The following is a 22,762-nucleotide window of genomic DNA, read 5'->3' as shown; positions in this document are numbered from 1 at the left end:
TTGTGCACACATGCAATCGTGCCTTCAGCGCAGCTAATGACGGGGAAAAAATTGTTTATCGATCGACTTTTGCAAAGCCGGAAAATTGTAACCAAGGTTCTTCTGTTCGTTGTTCCTCTCGTTCTGCTGATCGCGGGCGTGGGCCTTGCCGGATATTACACGGCCAATACTCTGAATGGCCATATGACCGTGACCCGCGCCACGATTGAGAACATCGGCGATTTCGAGCGCCTTCAGTCGAGCTTGCAGGAATATTCCGCTACGCCGAATGAAAAGACGCTTTCGGCACTAAGAGCCGATATCGATGCCCAGGAACAGGGCGTCGGTGTGCTTGAGGGACTTCTGACAAGCGAAGGGGATCGGTCACGGGTTGCACCGGTTATGGGGCTCGCCTCGGCAATGCGCAGTCATGTCGATGCGCTGTGGGCCGTCAAGCTGCTGCGGGACGAAACGGATGCGCAGATGGCCAGCGCCGTGACGGAAATCGATACGCTCGGCACGGAAGTGGAAGCGCAGGTGGGCAGCCTGCGCAAGCAGAGCGCCGGCAAGGAGAAATTTGCCAAGGGCATGTTGCTGGAAGCCTATGCCTATAACGCCATTTCGGGCAGGGTCTCGGACTTGCGTGAAGCAATGCGTCGTGCCGAAAGCGACGATGCGGCCATCAATACGGCCAAGCTCTACCTCGGCCCATTGGAAGAGGAATTCGCAAAGATCAGCACTCTCGTATCGGAAAAGGCGGGCAAGGCTTTCGATCCGGCGCGACAGGCCGCCGCCAGCTTGAAAGCGACCATTGCCGGCGACGCCCCGATCGCCGACAAGGCGCAGGCGGTGCGTGTCGGAACAAGTGCACTCATGCCGATACAGCGAGATTTGGATAATCTGTCCAACAGCCGGGCCGTAACGGCGGCTGAACGGTTTGTCGGTCTTGAAGGTGATGTGGCCGTCCAGCGTGAGCTGCTTGCCCAGACAGAGGATTCGCTGCGCAGGATCGATGAGCTCAAACTGCTTGTCGAGCGGATGAGCGGTACGATGAGCGAGGCTTCGCAGAAGCCGCTTCTTGAATCGACGGCGGGTTTGCGTACCGTCTCGGCGCGTGTTTCTGAACTTGCCAAGACCAACTTCACCATGGCTGGCTTTGCTGTGAAGCTGGAGCCGCTTCTCGCATCGCTCGACGCCGGATCGACAAAGCTGATCGTGATCGCTTCCGACTGGCAGAAGAAGAGGGCGGAAGCCACGGCCACTCTGACCGGCGCAATGGCCGGGCTGAAGAATTTCGTTGCCCAGGCTCAGGAAGTCGGCAAGGAAGATAGCGAACGGTCGGCAAACCTTTCGGTCGTCGCCATGGTGGTCGGTACGATATTGGCGATCGCTGGCGGCCTGATGCTGGTCGAGACATTGCGCGGCCCTCTGCGCCGGGTGACCGAAGTGATGAAGCGTCTTGCCGACGGCGACCTCGAAGTTTCGATCGAAGGCCGCGAGCGTGGCGATGAGATCGGTGACATGGTTCGTTCCGTTACGGTATTCCGCGACGCTGCGAGAGAAAATGTTCGGCTGGAGCAGGAAGCCGCCGCCGCCCGGGAGCTCTCCTCGGCGGAAGCAGAACAGCGTGCCGGCGAACGTGCCCGCATCGCGGCCGATCAGCAGCATGCGTTGACCGCGCTCTCGGGCGTGCTCGGCAATCTGGCCGAGGGCGATCTGGCAACGGGGATGGACGAAAATCTCCCGGCAGATTTCGTCATGATGGCCAGAACCTATAATCAGGCTGTCGATGCTCTCCGTGCGACTTTGTCCGAAGTCGGTTTTGCGGCGCAGGAGATCAATGGCGGTACGGCCAATCTTTCCGCCTCCGCCGACGATCTGGCGAAACGCACGGAACAGCAGGCGGCCGCGCTGGAGGAAAGCTCTCGGGCTTTGCGCCACTTGAGCGATGTTGTGCGTAGCACCGCTACCAATGCCCGTCAGACGTCTCAATCGGTCAACGAGACCGAAGAGTTCGCCGTCCGCTCAGGCGAGGTCGTGGCACGCGCAGTCAATGCCATGGGCGAGATCAGCCGCTCCTCCGACAAGATCAGCCAGATCATCGGCGTCATTGACGAGATCGCCTTTCAGACGAACCTCCTGGCGCTGAATGCCGGCGTCGAGGCTGCTCGCGCTGGTGAAGCAGGCCGCGGTTTTGCTGTTGTCGCCCAGGAGGTCCGCGAACTGGCCCAGCGCTGCGCGGGTGCGGCTCGCGAGATCAAGCAGTTGATTTCGGCAAGTGCAACGCAGGTCGAAAGCGGCGTGCAGCTCGTCGAGGAAACCGGCGAAGCACTCTCCAGGATCATTGCTCACGTCACCGATGTTCGAAAACTGGTGGCACAGATTTCCTCGGCTGCCGCAGAGCAGTCGACTGGCATCACGCAGGTCACGCAGGCTGTCAACGACGTCGAACTGATAACCCAGCAGAATGCCGCCATGGTCGAGGAGAACAATGCCGAAATACGTGGCCTGCGTCACCGGGTGGAGGATCTGACCCAGAAGATCGGCCGCTTCAGGACCAGCGACAGCAGCGGGACCTATTACCAGGAGCCTCAGCCGCGTTTGCACCGTAGCAGCGCCGCATGACGTGAAGGCAGATGCCCAGAATCTCGTGAAACTTCAAAAGCCGCCGCCAGACACGACGGCGGCTTTCGAGGCTAAGGCTAAGCCCGCATCTCGCCGCATTTGCGTAAAAAGGCTGGAATCGCGGATCATCATCCGGTAGTTGTTGATCATGACAGGGGCGTCCGGCGAAAGCCGGGCTGAGAAGTACCCTTTGAACCTGAACCAGATCATGCTGGCGGAGGGAGTCGTTCGGGTCTTCGTTCTTGACGTCGTATCCCCACGTCGACCTCCGCCTCAAAAGGAGGCGCAGATGGCAGACGATTCCGCTCAATCATTGAAACCCGGCGCATTGCTGGCAGCGATGCGGCAGAAAAATCCATTGGTGCAGAACATCACCAATTTCGTCGCGATGAACATTGCCGCCAACGTGATGCTGGCTGCGGGCGCATCTCCTGCAATGGTGCACAGCCCGGAAGAGGCGGCGGAATTCGCGGGCATAGCGGCGGCACTGACCGTCAATATAGGGACCATCTCGCCGGACTTTTTCGACGGCATGAAGCAGGCCGCCGAGGCTGCAAGCGAAGCGGGAAAACCCTGGGTACTCGATCCGGTCGCGCATTTCGCGACCGCCTATCGGCGTGCCGCCGTTTCAGCGCTTCTGGAGCACAGGCCGACGGTAATCCGCGGCAACGCTTCCGAAATCATTACGCTTGCCGGCGAGCATGCATCGGGGCAGGGGGTGGATTCGGGTGACAGCGTGGCTTCTGCGCAGGCTGCTGCCCGCGCTCTTGCCATTCGTCATGGCTGTGTCGTCGCCGTGACCGGGGAACGGGATTTCGTCACCGACGGTCATCGTGCCGTTCATGTTCTCGGTGGATCTGCGCTGATGCCGAAAGTGACGGCGCTCGGTTGCTCGTTGACCTGTGTCATCGGCGGTTTTGCAGCAACCGTGCCGGACAAGCCGTTTGAGGCAACGCTTGCGGCGCTTGCCTTGTTTGCTGCAGCTGGCGAACTGGCGGGACGGGACGCTCATGCGCCGGGGTCCTTTGCCGTGCGTTTCCTCGATCTGCTTGCGGAAGTGACGCCGGATGCCGTTGATGCCGTAGCGCGGGTGATACCGGCATGAAGCAGTTCGACCTTTCCCTTTATCTGGTGCTGGACCCGGATCTTTGTCGCGTGATCGGCATGGTCGAGACGGCGCGACTTGCCGTGCTGGGCGGGGCAACGATGGTGCAGTTGCGCGACAAGCAGGCAACGACCGCAGAGATGATCGCGACGGGCCTGCAGCTGAAAGCTGCCCTTTCAGGGGCCGGCGTGTCGCTGATTGTCAACGATGATGTGGAGGCCGCGCTCGCGATCGGTGCAGATGGTATTCATGTCGGGCAGGAAGACATGAATGCGACGGAGGTTCGAAAGCGTGTTGGCGATAGGCTAATCCTTGGTCTCTCCGTAGAGACGGAAGATCTGGCGCGACGGGTTGATCCGGCGGTGGTTGATTATGTCGGCGTCGGTCCGGTCTTCGCGACCGGCACGAAGCCGGATCACAAGCAGCCGATCGGTTTTAAAGGCCTTGCGCGGATCGTGGCGGCATCCCCGATACCCGCAGTCGCGATCGGCGGCGTCAAGATTCAAGATGTCGAAGAAATCTTTCGCGCAGGGGCAACGGGTCTCGCGGTCGTATCCGCCATATGCGGATCGCCCGATCCCCAAGCTGCCACAAGATTGATCGCCGATAAAATTGCGGAGGTGAAGAAATGATGATTCGCAATGTCTTGTCGATTGCCGGCTCCGATCCATCCGGCGGCGCCGGCATACAGGCGGACCTCAAGGCATTTTCCGCCCGCGGCACTTATGGCATGGCAGTGCTGACGGCGTTGACGGCCCAGAATACGCAGGGCGTGACCGCCATTCACGCGTTGCCTCCGGAGTTCGTTCGTGCCCAGATCGAGGCGATTTTTGCCGACATAACGGTCGATGCGGTAAAGATTGGCATGATCGCCAATGCGCAGATTGCGCGCACCGTTGCAGAATTGCTTGAGACCCATGCGATGGGTATTCCGATCGTGCTTGATCCGGTGATGGTCGCAAAGGGTGGCGCTCCACTTCTTGCCTCCGATGCCGGTCAAGCGGTTATCGACCGGCTGCTGCCGCTTGCTTCCGTCATCACGCCGAACCTTCCCGAAGCTGCAGTCCTGCTGGGCGAGAATGAGGCTAAGACACGGGCGGAAATGGCCAACCAGGCGATGGGTCTGCTACAGCAAGGACCGGGTGCCGTGCTGATCAAGGGAGGCCATCTCGCCAGCGATGACAGCCCAGATGTACTGGCGGATAGTGGTGGCGTGACCTGGTTTGAAGGGCCGCGCACGACGACGAGGAATACCCATGGCACCGGCTGCACCCTGTCGAGCGCCGTTGCCGCCGAACTTGCCAAGGGACGGTCCATGGTGGAGGCGGTGAAGTGGGCGAAAGCTTATCTGGCCAAGGCTATAAACGCTGCCGACACGTTATCCGTCGGCAGCGGACACGGGCCGGTCAATCATTTCGTCGAGCTGTGGGAGAATGAGGTCACCCGCCGGTGACGCTCATGTGTCGCGCGACGGCGGGGCGTTTGTGAGTGCGGTCGATGATGAAGTCATGGCCTTTCGGCTTGCGGGTGATCGCCTCATCGATAGCATTGGCGAGGTAATCATCATCGTCGGAGCCGCGCAAGGCGGAACGCAGGTCCGCGGCGTCGTTCTGGCCGAGACACATGTAGAGCGTGCCGGTGCAGGTGAGGCGTACGCGGTTGCAGCTTTCGCAGAAATTATGCGTCATCGGCGTGATGAAGCCTAATCGTCCATTTGTTTCCTTTACCTCGACATAACGGGCGGGACCGCCTGTCTTGTAAGGAATTTCGGAAAGAGTGAACTGCTCTTCTAGGCTTGCCCGAACCTGCGACAGGGGGAGATAGCGGTCAGTGCGGTCCTCTTCGATCTCGCCCATCGGCATGGTCTCGATCAGCGTCAGGTCCATGTCCCGGCCATGTGCGAAACGGATCATTTCCGGGATTTCATGCTCATTGAAATCCTTCAGCGCCACGGCATTGAGCTTGATCTTGATCCCGGCTTTCTGGGCAGCATCAATACCGTTCATGACCTGACGGAAATTGCCCCAGCGGGTGATAGCCTTGAATTTCGCTTCGTCGAGCGTGTCGAGCGAAACATTGATGCGGCGCACACCGTTGTCATGAAGCTCTTGCGCATAACGGGCAAGCTGCGAACCATTGGTCGTCAGCGTCAGCTCATCGAGCCTTCCTGCATCGATTTGTTTTCCAAGCGCCTCGACCAGGAACATGATGTTCTTGCGCACAAGCGGTTCGCCGCCTGTGAGTCTCAATTTGCGAACACCCTTCGCGATGAAGGCGGAACAGAGACGTTCCAGCTCTTCGAGCGTCAGCAGGTCCTTCTTCGGCAGAAAAGTCATGTTTTCTGCCATGCAATAGGTACAGCGGAAATCGCAGCGATCCGTCACTGACACACGAAGATAAGTCACCGCACGACCAAACGGATCGATCATCGGCGCCTGGGCCGATGCTGGATTGCCGAACAATGGTGGGGTAACGATGGAATTCAAGTCAATATACTCCTGATTGCCGGAATCTGGTGGTCATCATCGATGACGTCAAGCTTTATACCGACAAAGCGGATGGCACTTTGATCAAAACGGCGCGACGCACAGGGTTGCGGCGAATTGATGAAATCCATAATCCTGAGCGGGTGAAATTGGAAGAGCGGATATGACCGAGGTTTCGAACGACAGCTGGCCCACCGAACTGCGCGTGGCCGAAGACAAGCGGACGTTGACGGTGACATTCGACGATGGAGCGCGTTTTGCGCTGCCCGCCGAGCGGCTGCGCGTTCTCTCACCCTCGGCCGAGGTTCAAGGCCATGGCCCGGGCCAAAAGGTGACGGTTCCCGGCAAGCGTATGGTGGCGATCCGAAATTTGGTTGCGGCCGGAAATTATGCCGTGCGTATTGCTTTCGACGACGGACACGACAGTGGAATTTTCACCTGGCGTTATCTGCGCGAGTTGGGAACGGACGGTGACGATCTTTTTCGACAATACGAAGAGGAACTGGCTGCTAAGGGCCTGAGCCGAGACGGCGCGCGAGCGCGTTAACAGGATAAGCAAGGGGAAAAGCGGGTGGCGGCAGAATCGAATGCAGGTGAACTGGTACAGGTCGTGGCGCTTTTGGGCGCAGGCGTTATCGCCGCGCCGCTGTTCAAGCGTATAGGGCTTGGCTCGGTTCTCGGTTATCTGGCGGCAGGCCTGGTTGTCGGCCCATTCGGCCTGAAGCTGGTCTCCGATCCACAAGCCATCCTCCACATTGCCGAACTCGGCGTGGTCATGTTCCTCTTCATCATTGGGCTGGAAATGCAGCCCTCGCGCCTATGGAGCATGCGCAAGGATATATTCGGCCTGGGCGCACTTCAGGTTTGCGCCTGTATTGTGGCGCTGATGGCGATTGGAATGGGGTTTGGCCAGACGGCTCCCGTTGCCTTCGTGGCAGGGACAGGTTTCGTCCTGACATCGACGGCAATCGTCATGCAGATGCTGCAAGAGCGCAATCATCTGCATACACCGAAAGGCCAGCATATCGTCTCGATCCTGCTCTTCGAGGATTTGGCCATTGTACCCTTGCTGGCGATTGTCGCGCTCCTTGCTTCGCACGGTGAGACCGTATCCATCATGGAACGTTTCCAGTCTGTTGCTATCGGTTTTGCCGCGCTGGTGGCTCTCGTTCTTGCGGGACGTTATCTTCTCAACCCCTTTTTCCGGTTGTTGGCCAATTCCGGTGCCCGTGAAGTTATGACGGCAGCCGCCCTGCTGGTGGTGCTGGGGTCAGCGCTGCTGATGGATTTCGCCGGACTTTCCATGGCTATGGGCGCCTTCCTTGCTGGCGTTCTCCTGTCCGAATCCTCTTTCCGGCATCAGCTTGAAGCCGATATCGAACCTTTCCGGGGGATATTGCTCGGCCTGTTCTTCCTGGGCGTCGGCATGGCGGTTGATCTCGCAGTCATCGCCGCGAACTGGCAGCATGTCGTTCTTGCCGTGATCGCCTACATGATCGTAAAGGCACTGGTAATCTATGGTGTTGCCCGCCTTCTCGGTACGCCTCATCCGGAAAGTGTCGGCCGTGCGATCCTGATGGCGCAGGGCGGTGAATTCGCATTCGTGCTCTATGCCGCTGCGACATCGGCCGGCATTTTCGACGCAGAGACGAATGCAGTGCTGACCGCAACGATCGTGTTGTCCATGGTGGTCACACCGCTTGTCGTGGCTGTTTATGTCCGAATTGCACCCAAGCCGCAGGTCGACACAAGCGGGCTTGACGCGCCGGAAGATATTGCGGGCACTGTGCTGATGATCGGTTTCGGCCGTTTCGGCCAGATCGTCAGCCAGCCGGTGCTGGCGCGCGGTTATACGCTGTCGATCATCGACAAGGATGCCGAATTCATCCGGGATATCGGTGATTTCGGCTTCAAGGTCTTTTACGGGGACGGCTCCCGCCCGGAAATTCTCCACGCTGCGGGGGCAGCGACCGCAAAGGCGATCCTCATCTGCATTGACGACAAGGAAGCGGCCATCAAGGTAGCCGAGATCGTCAAGGATGAATTTCCCATGGTGCCGCTGCTTGCCCGTGCCTATGACCGCGGCCACGCGATAGATCTCTTGAAAGCTGGCGTCGACTACCAGATTCGGGAGACCTACGAATCGGCGCTGAATTTCGGCAGCGAAGTGCTGAGCGTGCTTGGCGAGGAGGAAGAACTTGCAGCCCAGATCATCGAGGAATTTCGCGAGACCGATCGCGAGCGTTTCGCACTAGAGCAGATCGGTGGCATCTATGCCGGTCGCTCGCTGATCAAGGGCAACGCACGTCCCGCCGATGTCATTGCCGCAAGAACGGGACGGCAAAGAGAGCAACGCGCGGCAGAACAGGCCGCCGCGCAGGAGGCTGCAACGTGAATGACGAAACCATGATCATCCGCTCGATCGAGGAATTAAAAGCGATCTATGGCGCTTCGAGCGAAGCGTCGACTGCCAAGGTGACGACAAAATTGACGTCGGAATATCGGCACATGATCGAGCTCTCTCCGTTCGTAGCGCTTGCGACGGTGGGCCCGGAAGGTCTCGATTGTTCGCCGCGCGGCGATATTGGCGGTGTTGTCAGGGTCGAGGATGAAAATACGCTGCTGCTGCCGGATTGGCGCGGCAACAACCGTGTCGATTCGCTTATCAACATCGTTCGCGATCCTCGTGTCGCCCTGATGTTCCTTATTCCCGGTTCGACCACCACAATGCGCGTCAACGGCAGGGCAGTCGTTTCCGCCGAGCCATCTCTCCTGCAGAGCTTCGAGATGGATGGCAAACATCCGCGAACGGTTACGATCGTCAGCATCGATGAGGTCTATTTCCAATGCGCCCGCGCACTGATGCGATCCGAGCTGTGGAATGTCGATCGTTTCGTCGACCCGATGACATTGCCGACGCCAGGGCAATTGTTGAAGGCGGCAAAAGCGGATTTCGACCGGGAAACCTATGATCGCGAATGGCCGGCGCGTGCCGCCAAAACCATGTGGTGAGTGAGAGATATCCTGAAAGAGAAAAGGCAGGCCGGGCGGCCTGCCTTTTACTTTTTGTAGATCAGCCAGTTCTTGCTGATGTAATGACTCTTCATGCTCTCCTCGAAGAAGACCGAGCGATTGCGACCGCTGTTTTTGGCATAATAGAGAGCTGCATCCGACTGTGCGTAAAGCTCGCCGGGATCGGCCGCCTGGACGGCCATCGAATAACCGAGCGAGATTGTCACCGGTCCGTAGTTCACGCCCGAGCGAGAGTTGCGGAAGGTTCTTGTCTCAAGGGCACGGCGCACGCGCTCGCAGATCACCATTACCTCGTCCGGCGTATTGCCTTCAACGATGATCGCAAACTCTTCACCGCCGGTGCGCGCGACGAATACATCTTTCCGTACATTGGCGCGCAGCACAGAAGCGACAGTCGCGAGAATTTTGTCGCCAACCGGATGGCCAAAATTGTCGTTTATCTTCTTGAAGTTATCGATGTCAGCCAGAACAAGCGCGGTGAGGGGCAGGGCCGTCTGGTTGTCGAATGAACTGGCCAGGCGCTCATCAAAGGCGCGACGGTTTGAAAGTCGCGTCAGTGAATCGGTATTGGCAATGCGCTTATACTCATCAAGTTCACGGCGCACCTGATCCATTTCGTTGGATCGCTGAACCATGTCGTCGACGGTCTTTTCGCCATGCGCCATCTTGTCATCGGTTGCCTGGTGCAAGAGGCTGATGGCACTGCGGATGATATCCGTAGAGAAACTGTTCTTCGTATTGATTCTCGACGCGGTCTCGCTGAGCAGCTTGCCGTAACTTTCGAGCGAGTTTTGCTCTTGGCGCAGAAGCTTCAGCAGCGCATCGAGTTCCCCGAGCAAACGGTCGTTTGCCTTCTCGATAACGGCAGCTTGAGGCCCGCCGAGATAACGCTCTGAAATTATGTCCAGATCTTCCTGAGTAGCTCGGCTGCCAAGCGCTGCGAGTTCTCGAGTAAGATCCGGGTTCGAGCCTATATAGGCCTCATAGAAAAGCTGATAATTGCGCGGTATGGGCGATACGCCCATTGACCGCACTGCATAGATGATCTGCCCCATCAGGTCACCCGAATGCGGCTTCGATGCAGATATCGTCGTCATCGACGACCCCCAGTTAGACCCTATGGATTTGATAAAATCTTATATTAAAATCTATTGGAAAATAATTAAGGATCTATTTCGTCGACGCTTCGTTCAAGTAGTAAAAGGAATTTTTGGTGGCGCTAAAATTTATTATTACTCAATACGATAAGTGATTATGTGTCGCAACTAAGTATCTTTTGATTTATCTATAGTTGTATGATGATAGGTGCAATTGTGGTATGCAGTGGCCGCATTCCGGCTGCGCGCCGGAATGCGAAGCCCTGTTTCATGATATTTATTTCGGGCCGATCATGTTTTCCGGACGGACATACTGATCGAATTCTTCATTCGTCAAGTAACCGCCGCCAACTGCTTCGTCGCGTAGCGTCGTGCCATTCTTGTGAGCGGTCTTGGCGATCTTGGCGCAGATGTCGTAGCCGAGCTTCGAATTCAGGGCGGTGACGAGCATAAGTGAGTTCTCGACACCCTTTCTGATGTTGTCTTCGCGGGCCTCGATGCCGACAACGCAATTGTCGGTGAAGGAGACTGCGGCATCGCCAAGAAGCTGTACCGACTGCAGGAAGTTGTAGGCCATCATCGGATTGTAGACGTTAAGCTCGAAATGGCCCTGGCTACCGGCGAAAGTCAGCGCCGCATGGTTGCCGAAAATGTGCGCGCAGACCTGGGTGAGCGCTTCAGATTGGGTCGGATTGACCTTGCCCGGCATGATCGATGAGCCCGGTTCGTTTTCCGGCAGCGAAAGCTCGCCGAGGCCGGCGCGAGGACCTGAGCCAAGGAAACGGATGTCGTTGGCGATCTTGAAGAGGGCGGCTGCAGCTGCGTTGATGGCGCCATGCGAGAAGACCATCGAATCATGCGAGGCAAGAGCCTCGAACTTGTTCGGCGCGGTGACGAAAGGCAGGCCGGTAATCTTGGAGATTTCGTCGGCAACCTTTTCAGCAAAGCCGATCGGGGCGTTCAGGCCGGTACCGACGGCAGTGCCGCCCTGTGCCAGCTTTGAGAGCGCCGGCAGCGTCAGTTCGATATTGGCGATCGCCGATGCGACCTGGGCTGCGTAACCCGAAAATTCCTGGCCGAGCGTCAGCGGCGTTGCGTCCTGCGTGTGGGTGCGGCCGATCTTGATGATATGGCTGAAGGCCTTGACCTTCGCTTCCAGCGCTTCGTGGAGATGCTTCAGCGACGGCAGGAGGTGGCGAACGATCGTTTCGACGCAGGCGATATGCATGGCTGTCGGATAGGTGTCGTTCGACGACTGGCTCATATTGACGTGATCGTTCGGATGTACCGGCTTCTTTGAGCCCATGACGCCCCCGAGCATTTCGATTGCCCGGTTGGAGATCACTTCATTGGCATTCATGTTCGCCTGCGTGCCTGAGCCGGTCTGCCAGACGACGAGCGGGAAATGCTCGTTGAGCTTTCCGTCGATAACTTCCTGGGCGGCGTCGATAATTGCATTACCAAGGCCTTTGTCGAGACCTGCCAGTTCCATATTGGCAACAGCTGCGGCCTGCTTGACGATGCCGAGTGCGCGAACTACCGCAAGCGGCTGCTTTTCCCAGCCGATCTTGAAGTTTCCAAGCGAACGCTGCGCCTGAGCGCCCCAATAGCGGTCGCTCGCGACCTCGATCGGGCCAAACGTATCGGTTTCGGTGCGGGTCGATGCCATGGTTGTTGCCTTTTCTCCCTGATGCATTCACCGGCGTCGCGATCCTCGATAAATATATGGTGGAGGCGTAACCGTACCGGCGCGGCGCATTACTATACGATTGCCGGACGTCCGCAAGCTTCCGATGCGGCTTTTTGCAGCAGCAAATGCGTGTCCTTCATGACACGCCGAACCGATTTATGCGGAGGGTAGGCCGACGCTGCGGGTAAGATCGTGTCGGCTGTCAGCAAAAAATTAACCAATACTTTCTTAACTTTTATGCAGATCGGCGCGTCGCTTTTTTCAGTCTTTTGGAACCGAGAAGTGAACGACCGTTTTCTTTCCATCCCTCACGCGATCGGATAGATGGCGTGATACTGAAGTCGAGCCCGCCAACGAGACGCGGACGAAGGTCACGGGGACTACATTGCAGCACAAACATAAGAAGACATCGATCGCACTGGCGCTCCTGTCGGGTATTTCCATCTTTGCAGGAGCGGCTGCTCCGGCCCATGCCATCACTCTTATGGATATTCTTCGCGGTGGGCCAGGCAAGCGCGATGGTGCAGCTCAGGCAAATGCAAGGGCGCAAGAGGCAATGCCGAGCGAGCGCGCCTTGGCTGATCCCGAGCCTCTGCCCAAGGTTACCGGTCCTCGATACTACACATACAAGGCGGACAGTCAGCGTCTGGTAAGGACAGGTTTCTCTTCCTCCGCTGTGGCCCCGTTCCAGGCAATGGCGAACGCCAAGGTGTCCGCACCCGGAGATATAGCATCCGTGCTTGAGGCCTATTATGGCAAGGCCACGGCGCCGCTTTGGGTTTCCGGTGGTGAGATCAACGACAAGGCGAGGGCAGTCCTCGCGCTTTTCGAAAGAGCATGGGACTACGGGCTTGATCCGGCCGACTATCTGCTGACGCCGCCGGTACTGACAACCGCAAGCGTTGAGCCGGCTGCTGCACCCGCAGTCGATGCGACGGCTGCGGACGTTGCCCCTGTAGCTGCACAGGCGCCGGTTGCTGACACAACTGCCGCCCCGGCCACCGATAATGCATCTGCGCCTTCAGTTGAATCCGCTGCATCTGCTCCCGTTGTCGCTGCAGAGCCGGCGGTTTCCCATGATGCCGAACTGATGCAGTTCGAGCTAGCGCTGTCCGGCAAGGCGCTGCTGTTCGCGCAGGATATGGTGCGTGGCCGGATCGATCCGAACCGCATTTCCGGATATCACGATTTCAAACGTAAGGACGTCAATCTTTCGCAGACCCTGTCATCGACTGCGACGGCACCCGATGCTGCAGTCTATCTCGAAGGCCTGGCGCCCAAGGGTCCGAATTTTATGGCACTCAAGGCGGAACTCGCAAAGCTGAAGGCCGAGGCAGCTAGCGCCGGTGACGATATCCTTTTGCCTGAAAAACTGTTGCTGAAGCCCGGTAATGTAAGCACAGACCTGCCGCAGATCGTGGCCGTGATCGAGAAGAAGGGCTCAGAATCGCTTAGGACGCAGCATGCCGCAACGCTTGCCGCCTATCAGAAGACTCCGGAATACACGCCTGAACTGGTCGAACTGGTGAAATCGTTTCAAGGTGAGGTCGGTCTGAAGGCCGACGGCGTCATCGGTACCGCGACGCTGCGAAAGATGGCCGGTCATTCTCCGCAGGCCATGATCGACAAGGTGGTCGTTGCCATGGAGCAGGCGCGCTGGCTGCCGGATGATCTTGGTCAGCGCTACGTCTTCATCAACCAGCCCGCCTACCGCGTCTATTATCACGATCATGGCGCCGAGCAGTTCTCGATGCGCGTCGTCATCGGCGCCAAGGCGCATCAGACATTCTTCTTCGAGGACCAGATCCAGACGGTCGAGTTCAATCCCTATTGGGGCGTGCCGCAGTCGATCATCGTCAACGAGATGCTGCCCAAGCTGCGCCAGGATCCGAGTTATCTCGACCGCACCGGTTATGAAGTCGCCGTCAACGGCAAGGTTATGCCGTCTAGCGCGGTCAACTGGTATGGTTCGACCAACAACATCTCCGTGCGCCAGCCGCCATCCAGCGACAATGCTCTCGGCGACCTGAAGATCCTCTTCCCCAACGCACATGCGATTTATATGCATGACACGCCATCGAAGAGCTTTTTCCAGCGCGACATGCGTGCGCTCAGCCATGGTTGCGTGCGCTTGCAGGAGCCGCGCAAGATGGCCGCAGCTGTGCTTGGGGTTACCGAGCAGCAGGTCGACGCTGAAATTGCCGCCGGCAAGAATGTCGCCGAAAAGGTGAATGCGAAGATCCCGGTCTATGTCGCTTACTTCACCGCATGGCCTAACAAGGACGGCGCAATCGAATATTTCGATGACGTCTATGATCGTGATGTTGCGGTCCAAAAGGCTTTTGATGCCACGACGAAGGCGCGCATCTGATCCTTCGGGATATTGGGATACGAAAAAAGGCGACCGATCGGTCGCCTTTTTTGCAAGGTTCAGGAGACGACCTTGCTGGCGACCAAGAGGTCTCTCACCAGATTATCGGTGAGCGCGTCAAAGTGGCTGATTACGCTGCTGGGCGAAAGGCTTGCTATCGGAACGTCGGAGTAGCCAAAATCGACCCCGATCGACGGAATACCCGCATTTTTGGCGGCAAGAATGTCATTGATGCTGTCGCCGATCATGACTGCCCGATCTCTCGATCCTCCGGCCCTTTCGATTGTGCCGAAGATGTGGGCGGCGTCAGGTTTGCGGACCGGGAATGTGTCGCCGCCGGTGATCGCCGCGAAATGGTCGCTCAGGCCCAAGGTCTCGATAAGCGGGATGGCGAGTGCCTCGCTTTTGTTGGTGCAGATCGCAAGTGTCATGCCGGCAGCGGCAAGGCGCTCAAGGCATTCAACCGTGCCCCGAAACGGCTGGCTTTTGCCCGGCATGTTGTGCCGATAATGTTCGACGAAATTGTTGAACAGGGTGTCGGCATCCGCCTCGTCGAGCGGGACGTTTCGCAATTCGAAGGCACGTTTGATCATCACTCGTGCACCCTGGCCGACGAGATGGTGCAGGTCGTCCAACGTCATGGGAGCAAGGCCGACTGGCGCAATCGTGTGGTTTAGGCTGTCGATCAGATCGGGCGCGGTATCGATCAGCGTGCCGTCCAGATCGAAGATGACGAGGGGAGAACTCACGGGGATATTACCTCACTGCTGCTTTGGATGGTCTGACCGGTTAAGCACGCCGGGACGCCCTTGGAAAGGCCGCCGGTGCCGCATGTTGGCAGTGAGAAACGACTGCGGGGGTCTTCCGCTCAATCAATCAGGCGTGTAAACAGCGTCTCGGCTGGAACAATGGGGAGCAACAGGCGCATGGACGCCCGGGAAATGAAGGTCAAGGCGGCTGCAGCAGCACTTGCGCATGTCGAAGACGGGATGAAGCTTGGCATCGGGACCGGCTCGACGGCGGAGGAATTCGTTCGTCTTCTGGCCGAGAAGGTTCATGCAGGTTTGCGTGTTCAGGGTGTTCCGACCTCTGAACGAACAGCACGGCTTTGCCTGGAGCTTGGGGTCTCGCTGAAGTCTCTGGATGAGCTTCCTGAACTCGATCTGACGATTGACGGCGCTGACGAATTGGACGGCAATCTCAGCCTGATAAAGGGCGGCGGCGGTGCTCTGTTGCGCGAAAAAATCGTTGCCGCTGCATCCGAACGCGTCATCGTTATTGCCGACGAAAGCAAGCTGGTCGAGACGCTCGGCGCATTTCCGCTGCCGATCGAAATCAACCCGTTCGGGCAGATGGCGACGCGCGTTGCGATCGAAAAGGCGGCGGCGAGGCTTGGTCTCGGTGGCTCGCTCTCGATGCGCAAGGCGGGCGACGAACTCTTCACCACCGACGGCGGCCACTACATCGTCGACGCATCTTTTGGCCGCATTCCTGATGCAGAGGCACTGTCAGCCGAACTGCATTCGATTCCAGGCGTCGTAGAACACGGACTTTTCATTCATATGGCGTCCCTTGCGATCATCGCCGGCCCGGCGGGAGCGCGGACGCTTCAGGCCAAATAAAAGTAGGAGCATTCACTCATGATCAAATCCGCGGTTTTCGGCCGTGCCGTCGTGCTAGCTGTTCTTCTGTCCGGCACCGTGGCTGTTCAGGCGCGTGCCCAGGAAATTCCGGAGGCTCATCTGGCGGCGGCGCGCGACGCGATCAAGGCGCTTAACGTCACGGATCGATACGACAATATTCTGCCGGCTCTTGCGGAAAATCTGAAGGCACAGTTCATTCAGTCCTCCCCCAATTTCCAGGATCAGATTTCCGCGATCGTCAACGAGCAGGCCCTGACGCTGGCCCCGCGCCGCGCTGACCTCGAGAAGGAAGCGGCAACCATCTATGCCAAAAGCTTCTCGGTCGACGAACTCAAGGCGATCGCCACCTTCTTCAACACGGAAGCAGGCAAGAAGCTGATGACCAGCACGCCGCTTGTTGCCCGTGAACTCGGCCGCGCCGCCGAAATCTGGAGCAACGGCATTTCGCGTGACCTGACGGCTCAGAGCACCGCAAAGCTGCGCGGCGTGATCGATGCCAATCCGATCCAGATGCCGACGGCAGAAGCTGCTCCGGCCCCCGCAGCTCAGGCGCCTGCCGCAGCCGCTCCGGCCCCTGCGCGCGCGCCTGCACCGACGCTCAACCTGCCGAAGCCGTAATCGGCTGAGGAAAGCAGGATGTTTATCAAAAGCCCGGAGCGATCCGGGCTTTTTCTTGTTCAGGAACATGCCTATATGCGGCATCACCCTATATGCCGAAGGAGATTAGAATGGCCGCCTATGACTACGATCTGTTTGTAATTGGCGGAGGCTCCGGTGGTGTAAGGGCAGGGCGTGTCGCGGCCAGCCTCGGCAAGAAGGTCGGCATCGCCGAGGAATATCGTTTCGGCGGCACTTGCGTCATCCGTGGCTGCGTGCCGAAGAAGCTTTTCGTCTATGCATCGCAATTTCACGAACACTTCGAGGACGCTGCCGGTTTCGGCTGGGAGGTCGGAAAAAGCACGTTCGACTGGGCGAAGCTGATCGAAGCCAAGGACAAGGAAATCACCCGTCTGGAAGGGCTTTATCGTCGTGGGCTTGAAAGCAACAAGGCCGAGATTTTCGATAGCCGTGCAGAACTGGTCGATGCCCACACGGTGCGGCTCATCAAGACCGGCGAGACGGTGACGGCCGAACGGATCGTGATTGCCACGGGCGGCGTTGCCAACCCGCATAGCGCGCTTCCCGGTCACGAGCTTTGCATCACCTCCAACGAGGCGTTCCATCTCGAAACCCTGCCGAAGTCGATTCTGATCGCCGGCGGCGGTTATATTGCCGTTGAATTCGCCAACATCTTTCACGGCCTCGGCGTCGACACGACCCTGATCTATCGCGGCAAGGAAATCCTGTCCCGATTCGACCACGACATGCGCCAGGGGCTACACAAGGCCATGGTCGAGAAGGGCATCAAGATCATCCTCACCGACGTGATCGAGGAAGTCGCCGAGGCGCCTGCCGGCGGACTGACGGCGCGCACCAAATGCGGCGAGACGCTTTCGGTCGAGACAGTCATGCTGGCACTCGGTCGCGACCCCTACACAAAGGGTCTCGGACTTGAGGCGGCCGGTGTGAAGACCGACGAGCGTGGTGCAATCGTCGTCGATGAATATTCCCGCACCAACGTGGAGAATATCTACGCGCTGGGCGACGTCACCGACCGGGTACAACTGACGCCGGTCGCAATCCACGAAGCCATGTGTTTCATCGAGACGGTCTATCGCAACAATCCGACCTCGCCGGATTATGACCTGATCCCGACAGCTGTTTTCTCGCAGCCGGAAATTGGCACGGTCGGGCTTTCGGAAGAGGAAGCCGCCAAGCGTTATGACGAGCTGGAAGTTTATCGCGCCGAATTCCGCCCGATGAAGGCGACTCTCTCCGGCCGCTCCGAGCGAATGATCATGAAGCTGGTCGTCGATGCGGCAAGCCGCAAGGTTGTAGGCGCACATATTCTCGGCCACGAGGCCGGTGAAATGGCGCAGCTTCTCGGAATCTGCCTCAAGGCTAGTGCGACCAAGGACGATTTCGACCGGACGATGGCACTGCACCCGTCAGCCGCCGAAGAACTCGTGACCATGTACAATCCGAGCTATCGGATAAAGAACGGCGAGCGCGTCTGAAAACCGACCGATTTCAGAGGCCGGAGGCGTCTTTCAAGGGCGTCTCCGAGGACTGATCGTTCACCGAAACGAGCTGTCCAAAGCGGCTAGGCAAAGGCGGAATCACGGTTTATAAGCCGCCACTATTGTGAAGAGGAACGGCCGGACCCGGTGGTCCGGTCCCACAGGTGAGACAAATGGCACAGAATTGGACCCCGAGCAGCTGGCGGAACAAACCCATCCAGCAGGTTCCGGCATATCCCGATCCGGCCGCTCTGGCGGCTACAGAAGCCCAGCTGGCGAAGTTTCCCCCGCTCGTGTTTGCTGGTGAGGCACGCCGCCTCAAGGCGCAGCTTGCCAAGGTTGCGGAAGGCGATGCCTTCCTGCTTCAGGGCGGCGATTGCGCCGAGAGCTTCTACGAGCATGGCGCGGACAACATCCGCGACTTCTTCCGATCATTCCTGCAGATGGCGGTTGTCCTGACCTATGGCGCGCAGCTGCCGGTCGTGAAGGTTGGCCGCATTGCCGGCCAGTTCGCCAAGCCGCGCTCCTCGAATTTCGAGAAGCAGGGCGACGTGGAGCTGCCGTCCTACCGCGGCGACATCATCAACGGCATCGATTTCACGCCGGAGAGCCGTATTCCGTCACCGGAGCGCCAGCTCGATGCATATCGTCAGTCGGCCGCGACGCTGAACCTTTTGCGTGCGTTTGCCATGGGTGGTTACGCCAACCTGGAAAACGTCCACAAATGGATGCTCGGCTTCGTCAAGGACTCACCCCAGGGCGAGCGTTACAAGAAGCTGGCGGATCGCATCAGCGAAACGATGGACTTCATGCGCGCGATCGGCATCTCTGCTGACAACCAGCCGAGCCTGCGCGAGACGGATTTCTTCACCAGCCACGAAGCGCTGCTTCTTGGTTATGAAGAGGCCTTCACCCGCGTTGATTCCACCTCGGGCGACTGGTACGCGACCTCCGGCCACATGTTGTGGATCGGTGACCGCACCCGCCAGCTCGACCATGCCCATGTGGAATATTTCCGCGGCATCAAGAACCCGATCGGCCTGAAATGCGGCCCCTCGCTGCAGCCTGACAACCTGATCGAGCTGATCGATGCGCTGAACCCGGCAAACGAGGCTGGTCGTCTGACGCTGATCTGCCGTTTCGGCCACGATAAGGTTGCAGAACATCTGCCGAAGCTCATCCGCGCCGTCGAGCGCGAGGGCAAGAAGGTGGTCTGGTCCTGCGATCCGATGCACGGCAACACGATCACGCTCAACAACTACAAGACCCGGCCGTTCGACCGGATCCTGTCGGAAGTGGAGAGCTTCTTCCAGATCCATCGTGCCGAAGGCACGCATCCCGGCGGCATCCATGTCGAAATGACCGGCAAGGACGTAACCGAATGCACCGGCGGTGCACGCGCCGTCACCGGTGCGGATCTGCAGGATCGCTATCACACCCATTGCGACCCGCGTCTCAACGCGGATCAGGCTTTGGAACTGGCCTTCCTTCTGGCCGAACGGATGAAGACCGGTCGCGACGAAAAGCGGATGGTCGTCAACGGCTGAGCGATATCGCAATCCCTGCTTCAGGAACGAGAAAAGGCCGGCAATCGCCGGCCTTTTCCTTTTCACATTCGCCGCAACCTCCGCATTTATCATCGATGGCAGTCATGGCGTCCGGATATGTTCGCCGGATCAGGCGTCGAGCGAAGCCATATCGATGACGAAGCGGTAGCGGACGTCGCTCTTCAGAACGCGTTCATAGGCTTCGTTGACCTGGCTGATGTTGATCGTCTCGATTTCAGAGACGATGCCCTTCTCGCCGCAGAAATCCAGCATTTCCTGGGTTTCCTTGATCGAGCCGATCATCGAGCCAGAAAGTTCCTTGGCGCCGAAGATCAGCGAGAAGGCGTGAACCGGGATCGGGTTTTCCGGAGCGCCGACGACAACCATGCTGCCCTTCGGCTTCAGCAGGCCAAGATAGGCGTTCCAGTCGATTTCAGCCGACACGGTGCAGATGATCAGGTCGAAGGTGCCTGCGAGCTTCGTGAAGGTTTCGGCGTCGCTGGTGGCGTAATAGTCTTTCGCGCCGAGCTTCAGGCCGTCGTCCTTCTTGGAGAGCGACTGGCTGAGCACGGTGACATCGGCACCCATGGCAGCGCCGATCTTGACGCCCATATGGCCGAGACCGCCCATGCCGACGATAGCGACCTTCTTGCCCGGACCTGCCTGCCAGCGATGCAGCGGCGAATAAAGCGTGATGCCGGCGCAGAGAAGCGGGGCTGCTGCGTCGAGCGGCAGGTTGTCCGGGATAGACAGGACGTAACCTTCCTTGACGACGATCGAGTCGGAATAGCCGCCATGGGTCGGGGCATTGCCGTTCAGCGTGTCGACGTCGTTATAGGTCTGGACCAGGCCCGGCAGGTAATGTTCGTTGTCGAGGTCGCGGGTGGCGCAGCCGACGCAAGAATCGACGAAGCAGCCGACGCCGACGCGGTCGCCAACCTTGAACTTGGTGACCTTGGAGCCGACGGCCTTGACGATGCCGGCGATCTCGTGGCCGGGCACGATCGGGTAGACGGCATTCTTCCATTCGTTACGGACTGTGTGGATGTCGGAATGGCAGATGCCGGCGAACTTGATGTCGATGACGACGTCGTCATCATTGGGTTCGCGGCGCTCGAAGGTGAAAGGGGTGAGCGGGCTCGACGCGTCGGTCGCAGCATAGCCTCTGGCGATGGGCATGGGGAACTCCATTCATGGATGGGTTGAAAATCAACGGCCGGACTATGCGTCACGACACGGGGCAGGCGTTAGATCGATCCTCCAAGCTTCTTGCACGATCCTGCAAGATTGCGAGACACCCCTCGTTGCGAAGACCGCGACGCATTATAGAATGGAGACGGTTCGGCGCCTGCTTCGGAGAAATGGCTCAATGACACTCCCTTTCAATCCCTATCAGGAAATTGCCTCGATCGCAGCGCGCCATGGAGGCGGCGAGGGTGATGGAACGACGGCGATAGACGGGCTGGGCATCAGCCGGCGGACATCGCCGAGCGAGCCTTGCCATGGGAGCTACCGCCCCTGTTTCGCGATGGTCATCCAGGGGGCGAAATGCGTTCAACTCGGCAGCGATACGATCAATTACGGGGCAGGCGACTATCTTCTGACATCGCTCGACCTTCCTGTTGCGTGGAGGGTTGTGGAGGCCAGTCCTGAGGTTCCGCATTTCTGTATCACGGTTGCGATCAGCAGCGACAAGGTGCTCGACCTGATGGGCCGAAACGGGCTTTCGAAGCCGGTGGGGCCGAACAAGAACCAGCGCGGCATCGTCGTCAATGTCGCCACGCCGGAGCTTCTGGATGCTGCCGTACGCCTGATGCGCTTGCTTGATCGTCCAGCGGATATCGCCTCGCTTGCACCGCTGATCGAGCAGGAAATCCTCTATCGTATCCTGACCGGCCCGGCAGGCGGGCAGTTGATCAACATCGCCATAGCCGACAGCCACGGCAACCGGGTGGCACGGGCCATCGCGTGGCTGAAGGAGAACTTTGCCGGATCGCTGAGGATCGAGGAACTGGCCGAACATGTCGGCATGAGCGTCTCGTCGTTCCATCATCATTTCAAGGCCATCACGGCGATGACGCCGGTTCAGTACCAGAAGCAGTTGAGGCTTCATGAGGCCAGGCGGCTGATGCTGGTGGAAGGGCTGGACGTCGGCAATGCCGGGCACCGCGTCGGATATCAGAGCCCGTCGCAGTTCAGTCGCGAATATAGCCGCCTCTACGGGCTGTCTCCGGCGCGTGACATGGAGGCGGTCCGGGTTTCTGCCGCGGGCTGAGTTCCTCGGTTCCCACAAATTCCTCCCCGCCGTTTGCTAATCCGGCTTGACGGAAAGCAGAATTGCTTTATACGCCAGAACCGTACCGTACGGTACCTGAGAGGAGCAGCCGCAGTGAGACCCGATACCGCCGACACGCCCCAGTTTTCGCCGCGCCAGAACGAGGTTCTGGAGCAGGCGCTTCGCCTTCTCGTCGAAGGTGGCGACAAGGCTCTCACGACGTCGGGGCTTGCGCGTGCGGCGAGCTGTTCCAAGGAGAGCCTGTATAAATGGTTCGGCGATCGCGACGGCGTTCTGGCCGCGATGATCGCCTATCAGGCAAGCAAGGTTCGCACCGCCGACCGTTCGGGCGAGAAGCTGACAGAACAGGTCCTGAAGCAGTATCTCGAACAGTTCGGGCGCGATTTGCTGGAAGTTCTGGGCGGTGACGTGTCTCTGGCTCTCAACCGCCTGGCAATCGGCCAGACGAGCCGCGACGGCTCGAAACTCGGCAAACTTTTGGTCGAACATGGCCGCAGGCAGATCGATCGTCGCGCGATGGCGCTGATGGAAGCCGGCAAACGTGCCAGCCTGCTGCGCTTCGAGAATGCCGATGCCGCCTATCACACATTTTACGGCCTGGTCGTTTCCGATCTGCATGTACGCATGCTGCTCGGCGAGCCGGGGCTGAAGGACAATTCGCGCCAGGCGGAGAGGGCGGTCGAAGCCTTCCTCGCACTGCACGGCGTCGAGCAGAAAACTGCGGACGCGCTTCGCGTATCCGCCGGACGATGAACAACTGAAACAAACAC

At 58.7% G+C, this 22,762-nt stretch carries 20 protein-coding genes and 1 riboswitch; of the genes, 15 read left to right on the top strand and 5 right to left on the bottom strand.

What is annotated here, in order from left to right; genetic code table 11:
* Positions 1 to 36: 36 nt before the first annotated feature.
* The 4 genes from ACI3K0_RS24595 (at position 37) to thiD (ending at position 5,162) form a co-directional block, all read left to right on the top strand.
* Positions 37 to 2,604, top strand: coding sequence for a methyl-accepting chemotaxis protein (locus ACI3K0_RS24595; protein WP_404946406.1), 2,568 nt, complete (start codon positions 37 to 39; stop codon positions 2,602 to 2,604).
* Between the two features lie 143 nt (positions 2,605 to 2,747).
* Positions 2,748 to 2,844: riboswitch (TPP riboswitch) on the top strand.
* Positions 2,845 to 2,893: 49 nt separating this feature from the next.
* Positions 2,894 to 3,709 (top strand): hydroxyethylthiazole kinase, encoded by an 816-nt coding sequence (gene thiM, locus ACI3K0_RS24590; RefSeq protein ID WP_404946405.1) that lies wholly within the window; start codon positions 2,894 to 2,896, stop codon positions 3,707 to 3,709.
* Complete coding sequence (gene thiE / locus ACI3K0_RS24585; RefSeq protein WP_404946404.1) at positions 3,706 to 4,341, top strand: thiamine phosphate synthase; 636 nt, start codon at positions 3,706 to 3,708, stop codon at positions 4,339 to 4,341. Before thiM ends, thiE begins: the two co-directional genes overlap by 4 nt.
* Positions 4,341 to 5,162, top strand: coding sequence for a bifunctional hydroxymethylpyrimidine kinase/phosphomethylpyrimidine kinase (gene thiD / locus ACI3K0_RS24580; RefSeq protein ID WP_404946413.1), 822 nt, complete (start codon positions 4,341 to 4,343; stop codon positions 5,160 to 5,162). Before thiE ends, thiD begins: the two co-directional genes overlap by 1 nt.
* Here the strand turns inward: thiD and moaA are convergent.
* Positions 5,149 to 6,138: a GTP 3',8-cyclase MoaA gene (gene moaA, locus ACI3K0_RS24575; RefSeq protein WP_404946412.1), complete on the bottom strand. Its 990-nt coding sequence runs from the start codon at positions 6,136 to 6,138 to the stop codon at positions 5,149 to 5,151. The two genes, thiD and moaA, sit on opposite strands and share 14 nt — an antisense overlap.
* An 86-nt stretch (positions 6,139 to 6,224) precedes the next feature.
* Between moaA and ACI3K0_RS24570 the strand changes: the two genes are divergently transcribed.
* From ACI3K0_RS24570 to ACI3K0_RS24555, 4 genes are read left to right on the top strand one after another with little or no spacing between them, the layout of a single operon-like run.
* A complete protein-coding gene (locus ACI3K0_RS24570; RefSeq protein ID WP_206825432.1) occupies positions 6,225 to 6,362 on the top strand; it encodes a hypothetical protein in 138 nt (45 codons plus the stop codon).
* Positions 6,359 to 6,742, top strand: coding sequence for a gamma-butyrobetaine hydroxylase-like domain-containing protein (locus ACI3K0_RS24565; RefSeq protein WP_183989235.1), 384 nt, complete (start codon positions 6,359 to 6,361; stop codon positions 6,740 to 6,742). Before ACI3K0_RS24570 ends, ACI3K0_RS24565 begins: the two co-directional genes overlap by 4 nt.
* A gap of 24 nt (positions 6,743 to 6,766) precedes the next feature.
* Positions 6,767 to 8,590 carry a monovalent cation:proton antiporter-2 (CPA2) family protein gene (locus ACI3K0_RS24560; protein WP_404946403.1) on the top strand — a complete coding sequence of 608 codons (1,824 nt, stop codon included), beginning with the start codon at positions 6,767 to 6,769 and terminating at the stop codon, positions 8,588 to 8,590.
* Positions 8,591 to 8,601: 11 nt separating this feature from the next.
* On the top strand, positions 8,602 to 9,207 hold the full coding sequence (locus ACI3K0_RS24555; protein ID WP_404946411.1) for a pyridoxamine 5'-phosphate oxidase family protein: 606 nt from the start codon (positions 8,602 to 8,604) through the stop codon (positions 9,205 to 9,207).
* 47 nt (positions 9,208 to 9,254) lie between these two features.
* Here the strand turns inward: ACI3K0_RS24555 and ACI3K0_RS24550 are convergent, their stop codons facing one another.
* The gene (locus ACI3K0_RS24550; protein WP_148148470.1) at positions 9,255 to 10,325 is read right to left on the bottom strand and encodes a GGDEF domain-containing protein; all 1,071 of its coding nucleotides are present in this window, start codon (positions 10,323 to 10,325) and stop codon (positions 9,255 to 9,257) included.
* Positions 10,326 to 10,602: 277 nt separating this feature from the next.
* Positions 10,603 to 11,994, bottom strand: coding sequence for a class II fumarate hydratase (fumC, locus tag ACI3K0_RS24545; RefSeq protein ID WP_404946402.1), 1,392 nt, complete (start codon positions 11,992 to 11,994; stop codon positions 10,603 to 10,605).
* Positions 11,995 to 12,400: 406 nt separating this feature from the next.
* Here fumC and ACI3K0_RS24540 point away from each other — a divergent pair, with 406 nt between their 5' ends.
* The gene (locus tag ACI3K0_RS24540) at positions 12,401 to 14,386 is read left to right on the top strand and encodes a murein L,D-transpeptidase (protein WP_246435746.1); all 1,986 of its coding nucleotides are present in this window, start codon (positions 12,401 to 12,403) and stop codon (positions 14,384 to 14,386) included.
* A gap of 59 nt (positions 14,387 to 14,445) precedes the next feature.
* On the opposite strand, the gene ACI3K0_RS24535 is transcribed toward ACI3K0_RS24540, so the two are convergent.
* Positions 14,446 to 15,135: an HAD family hydrolase gene (locus ACI3K0_RS24535; RefSeq protein WP_148148468.1), complete on the bottom strand. Its 690-nt coding sequence runs from the start codon at positions 15,133 to 15,135 to the stop codon at positions 14,446 to 14,448.
* 177 nt (positions 15,136 to 15,312) lie between these two features.
* On the opposite strand from ACI3K0_RS24535, the gene rpiA reads away from it, so the two are divergent.
* The 4 genes from rpiA (at position 15,313) to ACI3K0_RS24515 (ending at position 19,696) form a co-directional block, all read left to right on the top strand.
* The gene (gene rpiA / locus ACI3K0_RS24530; RefSeq protein ID WP_148148467.1) at positions 15,313 to 16,008 is read left to right on the top strand and encodes a ribose-5-phosphate isomerase RpiA; all 696 of its coding nucleotides are present in this window, start codon (positions 15,313 to 15,315) and stop codon (positions 16,006 to 16,008) included.
* A gap of 18 nt (positions 16,009 to 16,026) precedes the next feature.
* Positions 16,027 to 16,647 (top strand): DUF2059 domain-containing protein, encoded by a 621-nt coding sequence (locus tag ACI3K0_RS24525; RefSeq protein WP_148148466.1) that lies wholly within the window; start codon positions 16,027 to 16,029, stop codon positions 16,645 to 16,647.
* A gap of 110 nt (positions 16,648 to 16,757) precedes the next feature.
* On the top strand, positions 16,758 to 18,146 hold the full coding sequence (gene gor, locus ACI3K0_RS24520) for a glutathione-disulfide reductase (RefSeq protein ID WP_148148465.1): 1,389 nt from the start codon (positions 16,758 to 16,760) through the stop codon (positions 18,144 to 18,146).
* 176 nt (positions 18,147 to 18,322) lie between these two features.
* Positions 18,323 to 19,696 carry a class II 3-deoxy-7-phosphoheptulonate synthase gene (locus ACI3K0_RS24515; protein WP_148148464.1) on the top strand — a complete coding sequence of 458 codons (1,374 nt, stop codon included), beginning with the start codon at positions 18,323 to 18,325 and terminating at the stop codon, positions 19,694 to 19,696.
* Between the two features lie 129 nt (positions 19,697 to 19,825).
* Here the strand turns inward: ACI3K0_RS24515 and ACI3K0_RS24510 are convergent, their stop codons facing one another.
* A complete protein-coding gene (locus ACI3K0_RS24510; RefSeq protein WP_183821716.1) occupies positions 19,826 to 20,875 on the bottom strand; it encodes an NAD(P)-dependent alcohol dehydrogenase in 1,050 nt (349 codons plus the stop codon).
* Between the two features lie 190 nt (positions 20,876 to 21,065).
* Between ACI3K0_RS24510 and ACI3K0_RS24505 the strand changes: the two genes are divergently transcribed.
* The gene (locus ACI3K0_RS24505) at positions 21,066 to 21,971 is read left to right on the top strand and encodes an AraC family transcriptional regulator (RefSeq protein WP_183821715.1); all 906 of its coding nucleotides are present in this window, start codon (positions 21,066 to 21,068) and stop codon (positions 21,969 to 21,971) included.
* Positions 21,972 to 22,085: 114 nt separating this feature from the next.
* A complete protein-coding gene (locus ACI3K0_RS24500) occupies positions 22,086 to 22,745 on the top strand; it encodes a TetR/AcrR family transcriptional regulator C-terminal domain-containing protein (protein ID WP_183821714.1) in 660 nt (219 codons plus the stop codon).
* The last annotated feature ends 17 nt before the right edge of the window (positions 22,746 to 22,762 follow it).

Origin of the sequence: Rhizobium sp. ZW T2_16, assembly GCF_044987325.1 — a bacterium.
GTDB classification, from domain to species: Bacteria; Pseudomonadota; Alphaproteobacteria; order Rhizobiales; family Rhizobiaceae; genus Neorhizobium; species Neorhizobium cellulosilyticum.
The sequence above is the reverse complement of the archived record's forward strand: the minus strand, read 5'-3'. Positions and strand labels throughout refer to the sequence as shown.

Bases quoted from the DNA above. Each gene is read 5' to 3' on its own strand.
- ACI3K0_RS24595 (WP_404946406.1), top strand. From the start codon at position 37: ATGACGGGGAAAAAATTGTTTATCGATCGACTTTTGCAAAGCCGGAAA.
- thiM (WP_404946405.1), top strand. From the start codon at position 2,894: ATGGCAGACGATTCCGCTCAATCATTGAAACCCGGCGCATTGCTGGCA.
- thiE (WP_404946404.1), top strand. From the start codon at position 3,706: ATGAAGCAGTTCGACCTTTCCCTTTATCTGGTGCTGGACCCGGATCTT.
- thiD (WP_404946413.1), top strand. From the start codon at position 4,341: ATGATTCGCAATGTCTTGTCGATTGCCGGCTCCGATCCATCCGGCGGC.
- moaA (WP_404946412.1), bottom strand. From the start codon at position 6,138: ATGATCGATCCGTTTGGTCGTGCGGTGACTTATCTTCGTGTGTCAGTG.
- ACI3K0_RS24565 (WP_183989235.1), top strand. From the start codon at position 6,359: ATGACCGAGGTTTCGAACGACAGCTGGCCCACCGAACTGCGCGTGGCC.
- ACI3K0_RS24555 (WP_404946411.1), top strand. From the start codon at position 8,602: ATGATCATCCGCTCGATCGAGGAATTAAAAGCGATCTATGGCGCTTCG.
- ACI3K0_RS24550 (WP_148148470.1), bottom strand. From the start codon at position 10,325: ATGACGACGATATCTGCATCGAAGCCGCATTCGGGTGACCTGATGGGG.
- fumC (WP_404946402.1), bottom strand. From the start codon at position 11,994: ATGGCATCGACCCGCACCGAAACCGATACGTTTGGCCCGATCGAGGTC.
- rpiA (WP_148148467.1), top strand. From the start codon at position 15,313: ATGGACGCCCGGGAAATGAAGGTCAAGGCGGCTGCAGCAGCACTTGCG.
- ACI3K0_RS24525 (WP_148148466.1), top strand. From the start codon at position 16,027: ATGATCAAATCCGCGGTTTTCGGCCGTGCCGTCGTGCTAGCTGTTCTT.
- gor (WP_148148465.1), top strand. From the start codon at position 16,758: ATGGCCGCCTATGACTACGATCTGTTTGTAATTGGCGGAGGCTCCGGT.
- ACI3K0_RS24515 (WP_148148464.1), top strand. From the start codon at position 18,323: ATGGCACAGAATTGGACCCCGAGCAGCTGGCGGAACAAACCCATCCAG.
- ACI3K0_RS24510 (WP_183821716.1), bottom strand. From the start codon at position 20,875: ATGCCCATCGCCAGAGGCTATGCTGCGACCGACGCGTCGAGCCCGCTC.
- ACI3K0_RS24505 (WP_183821715.1), top strand. From the start codon at position 21,066: ATGACACTCCCTTTCAATCCCTATCAGGAAATTGCCTCGATCGCAGCG.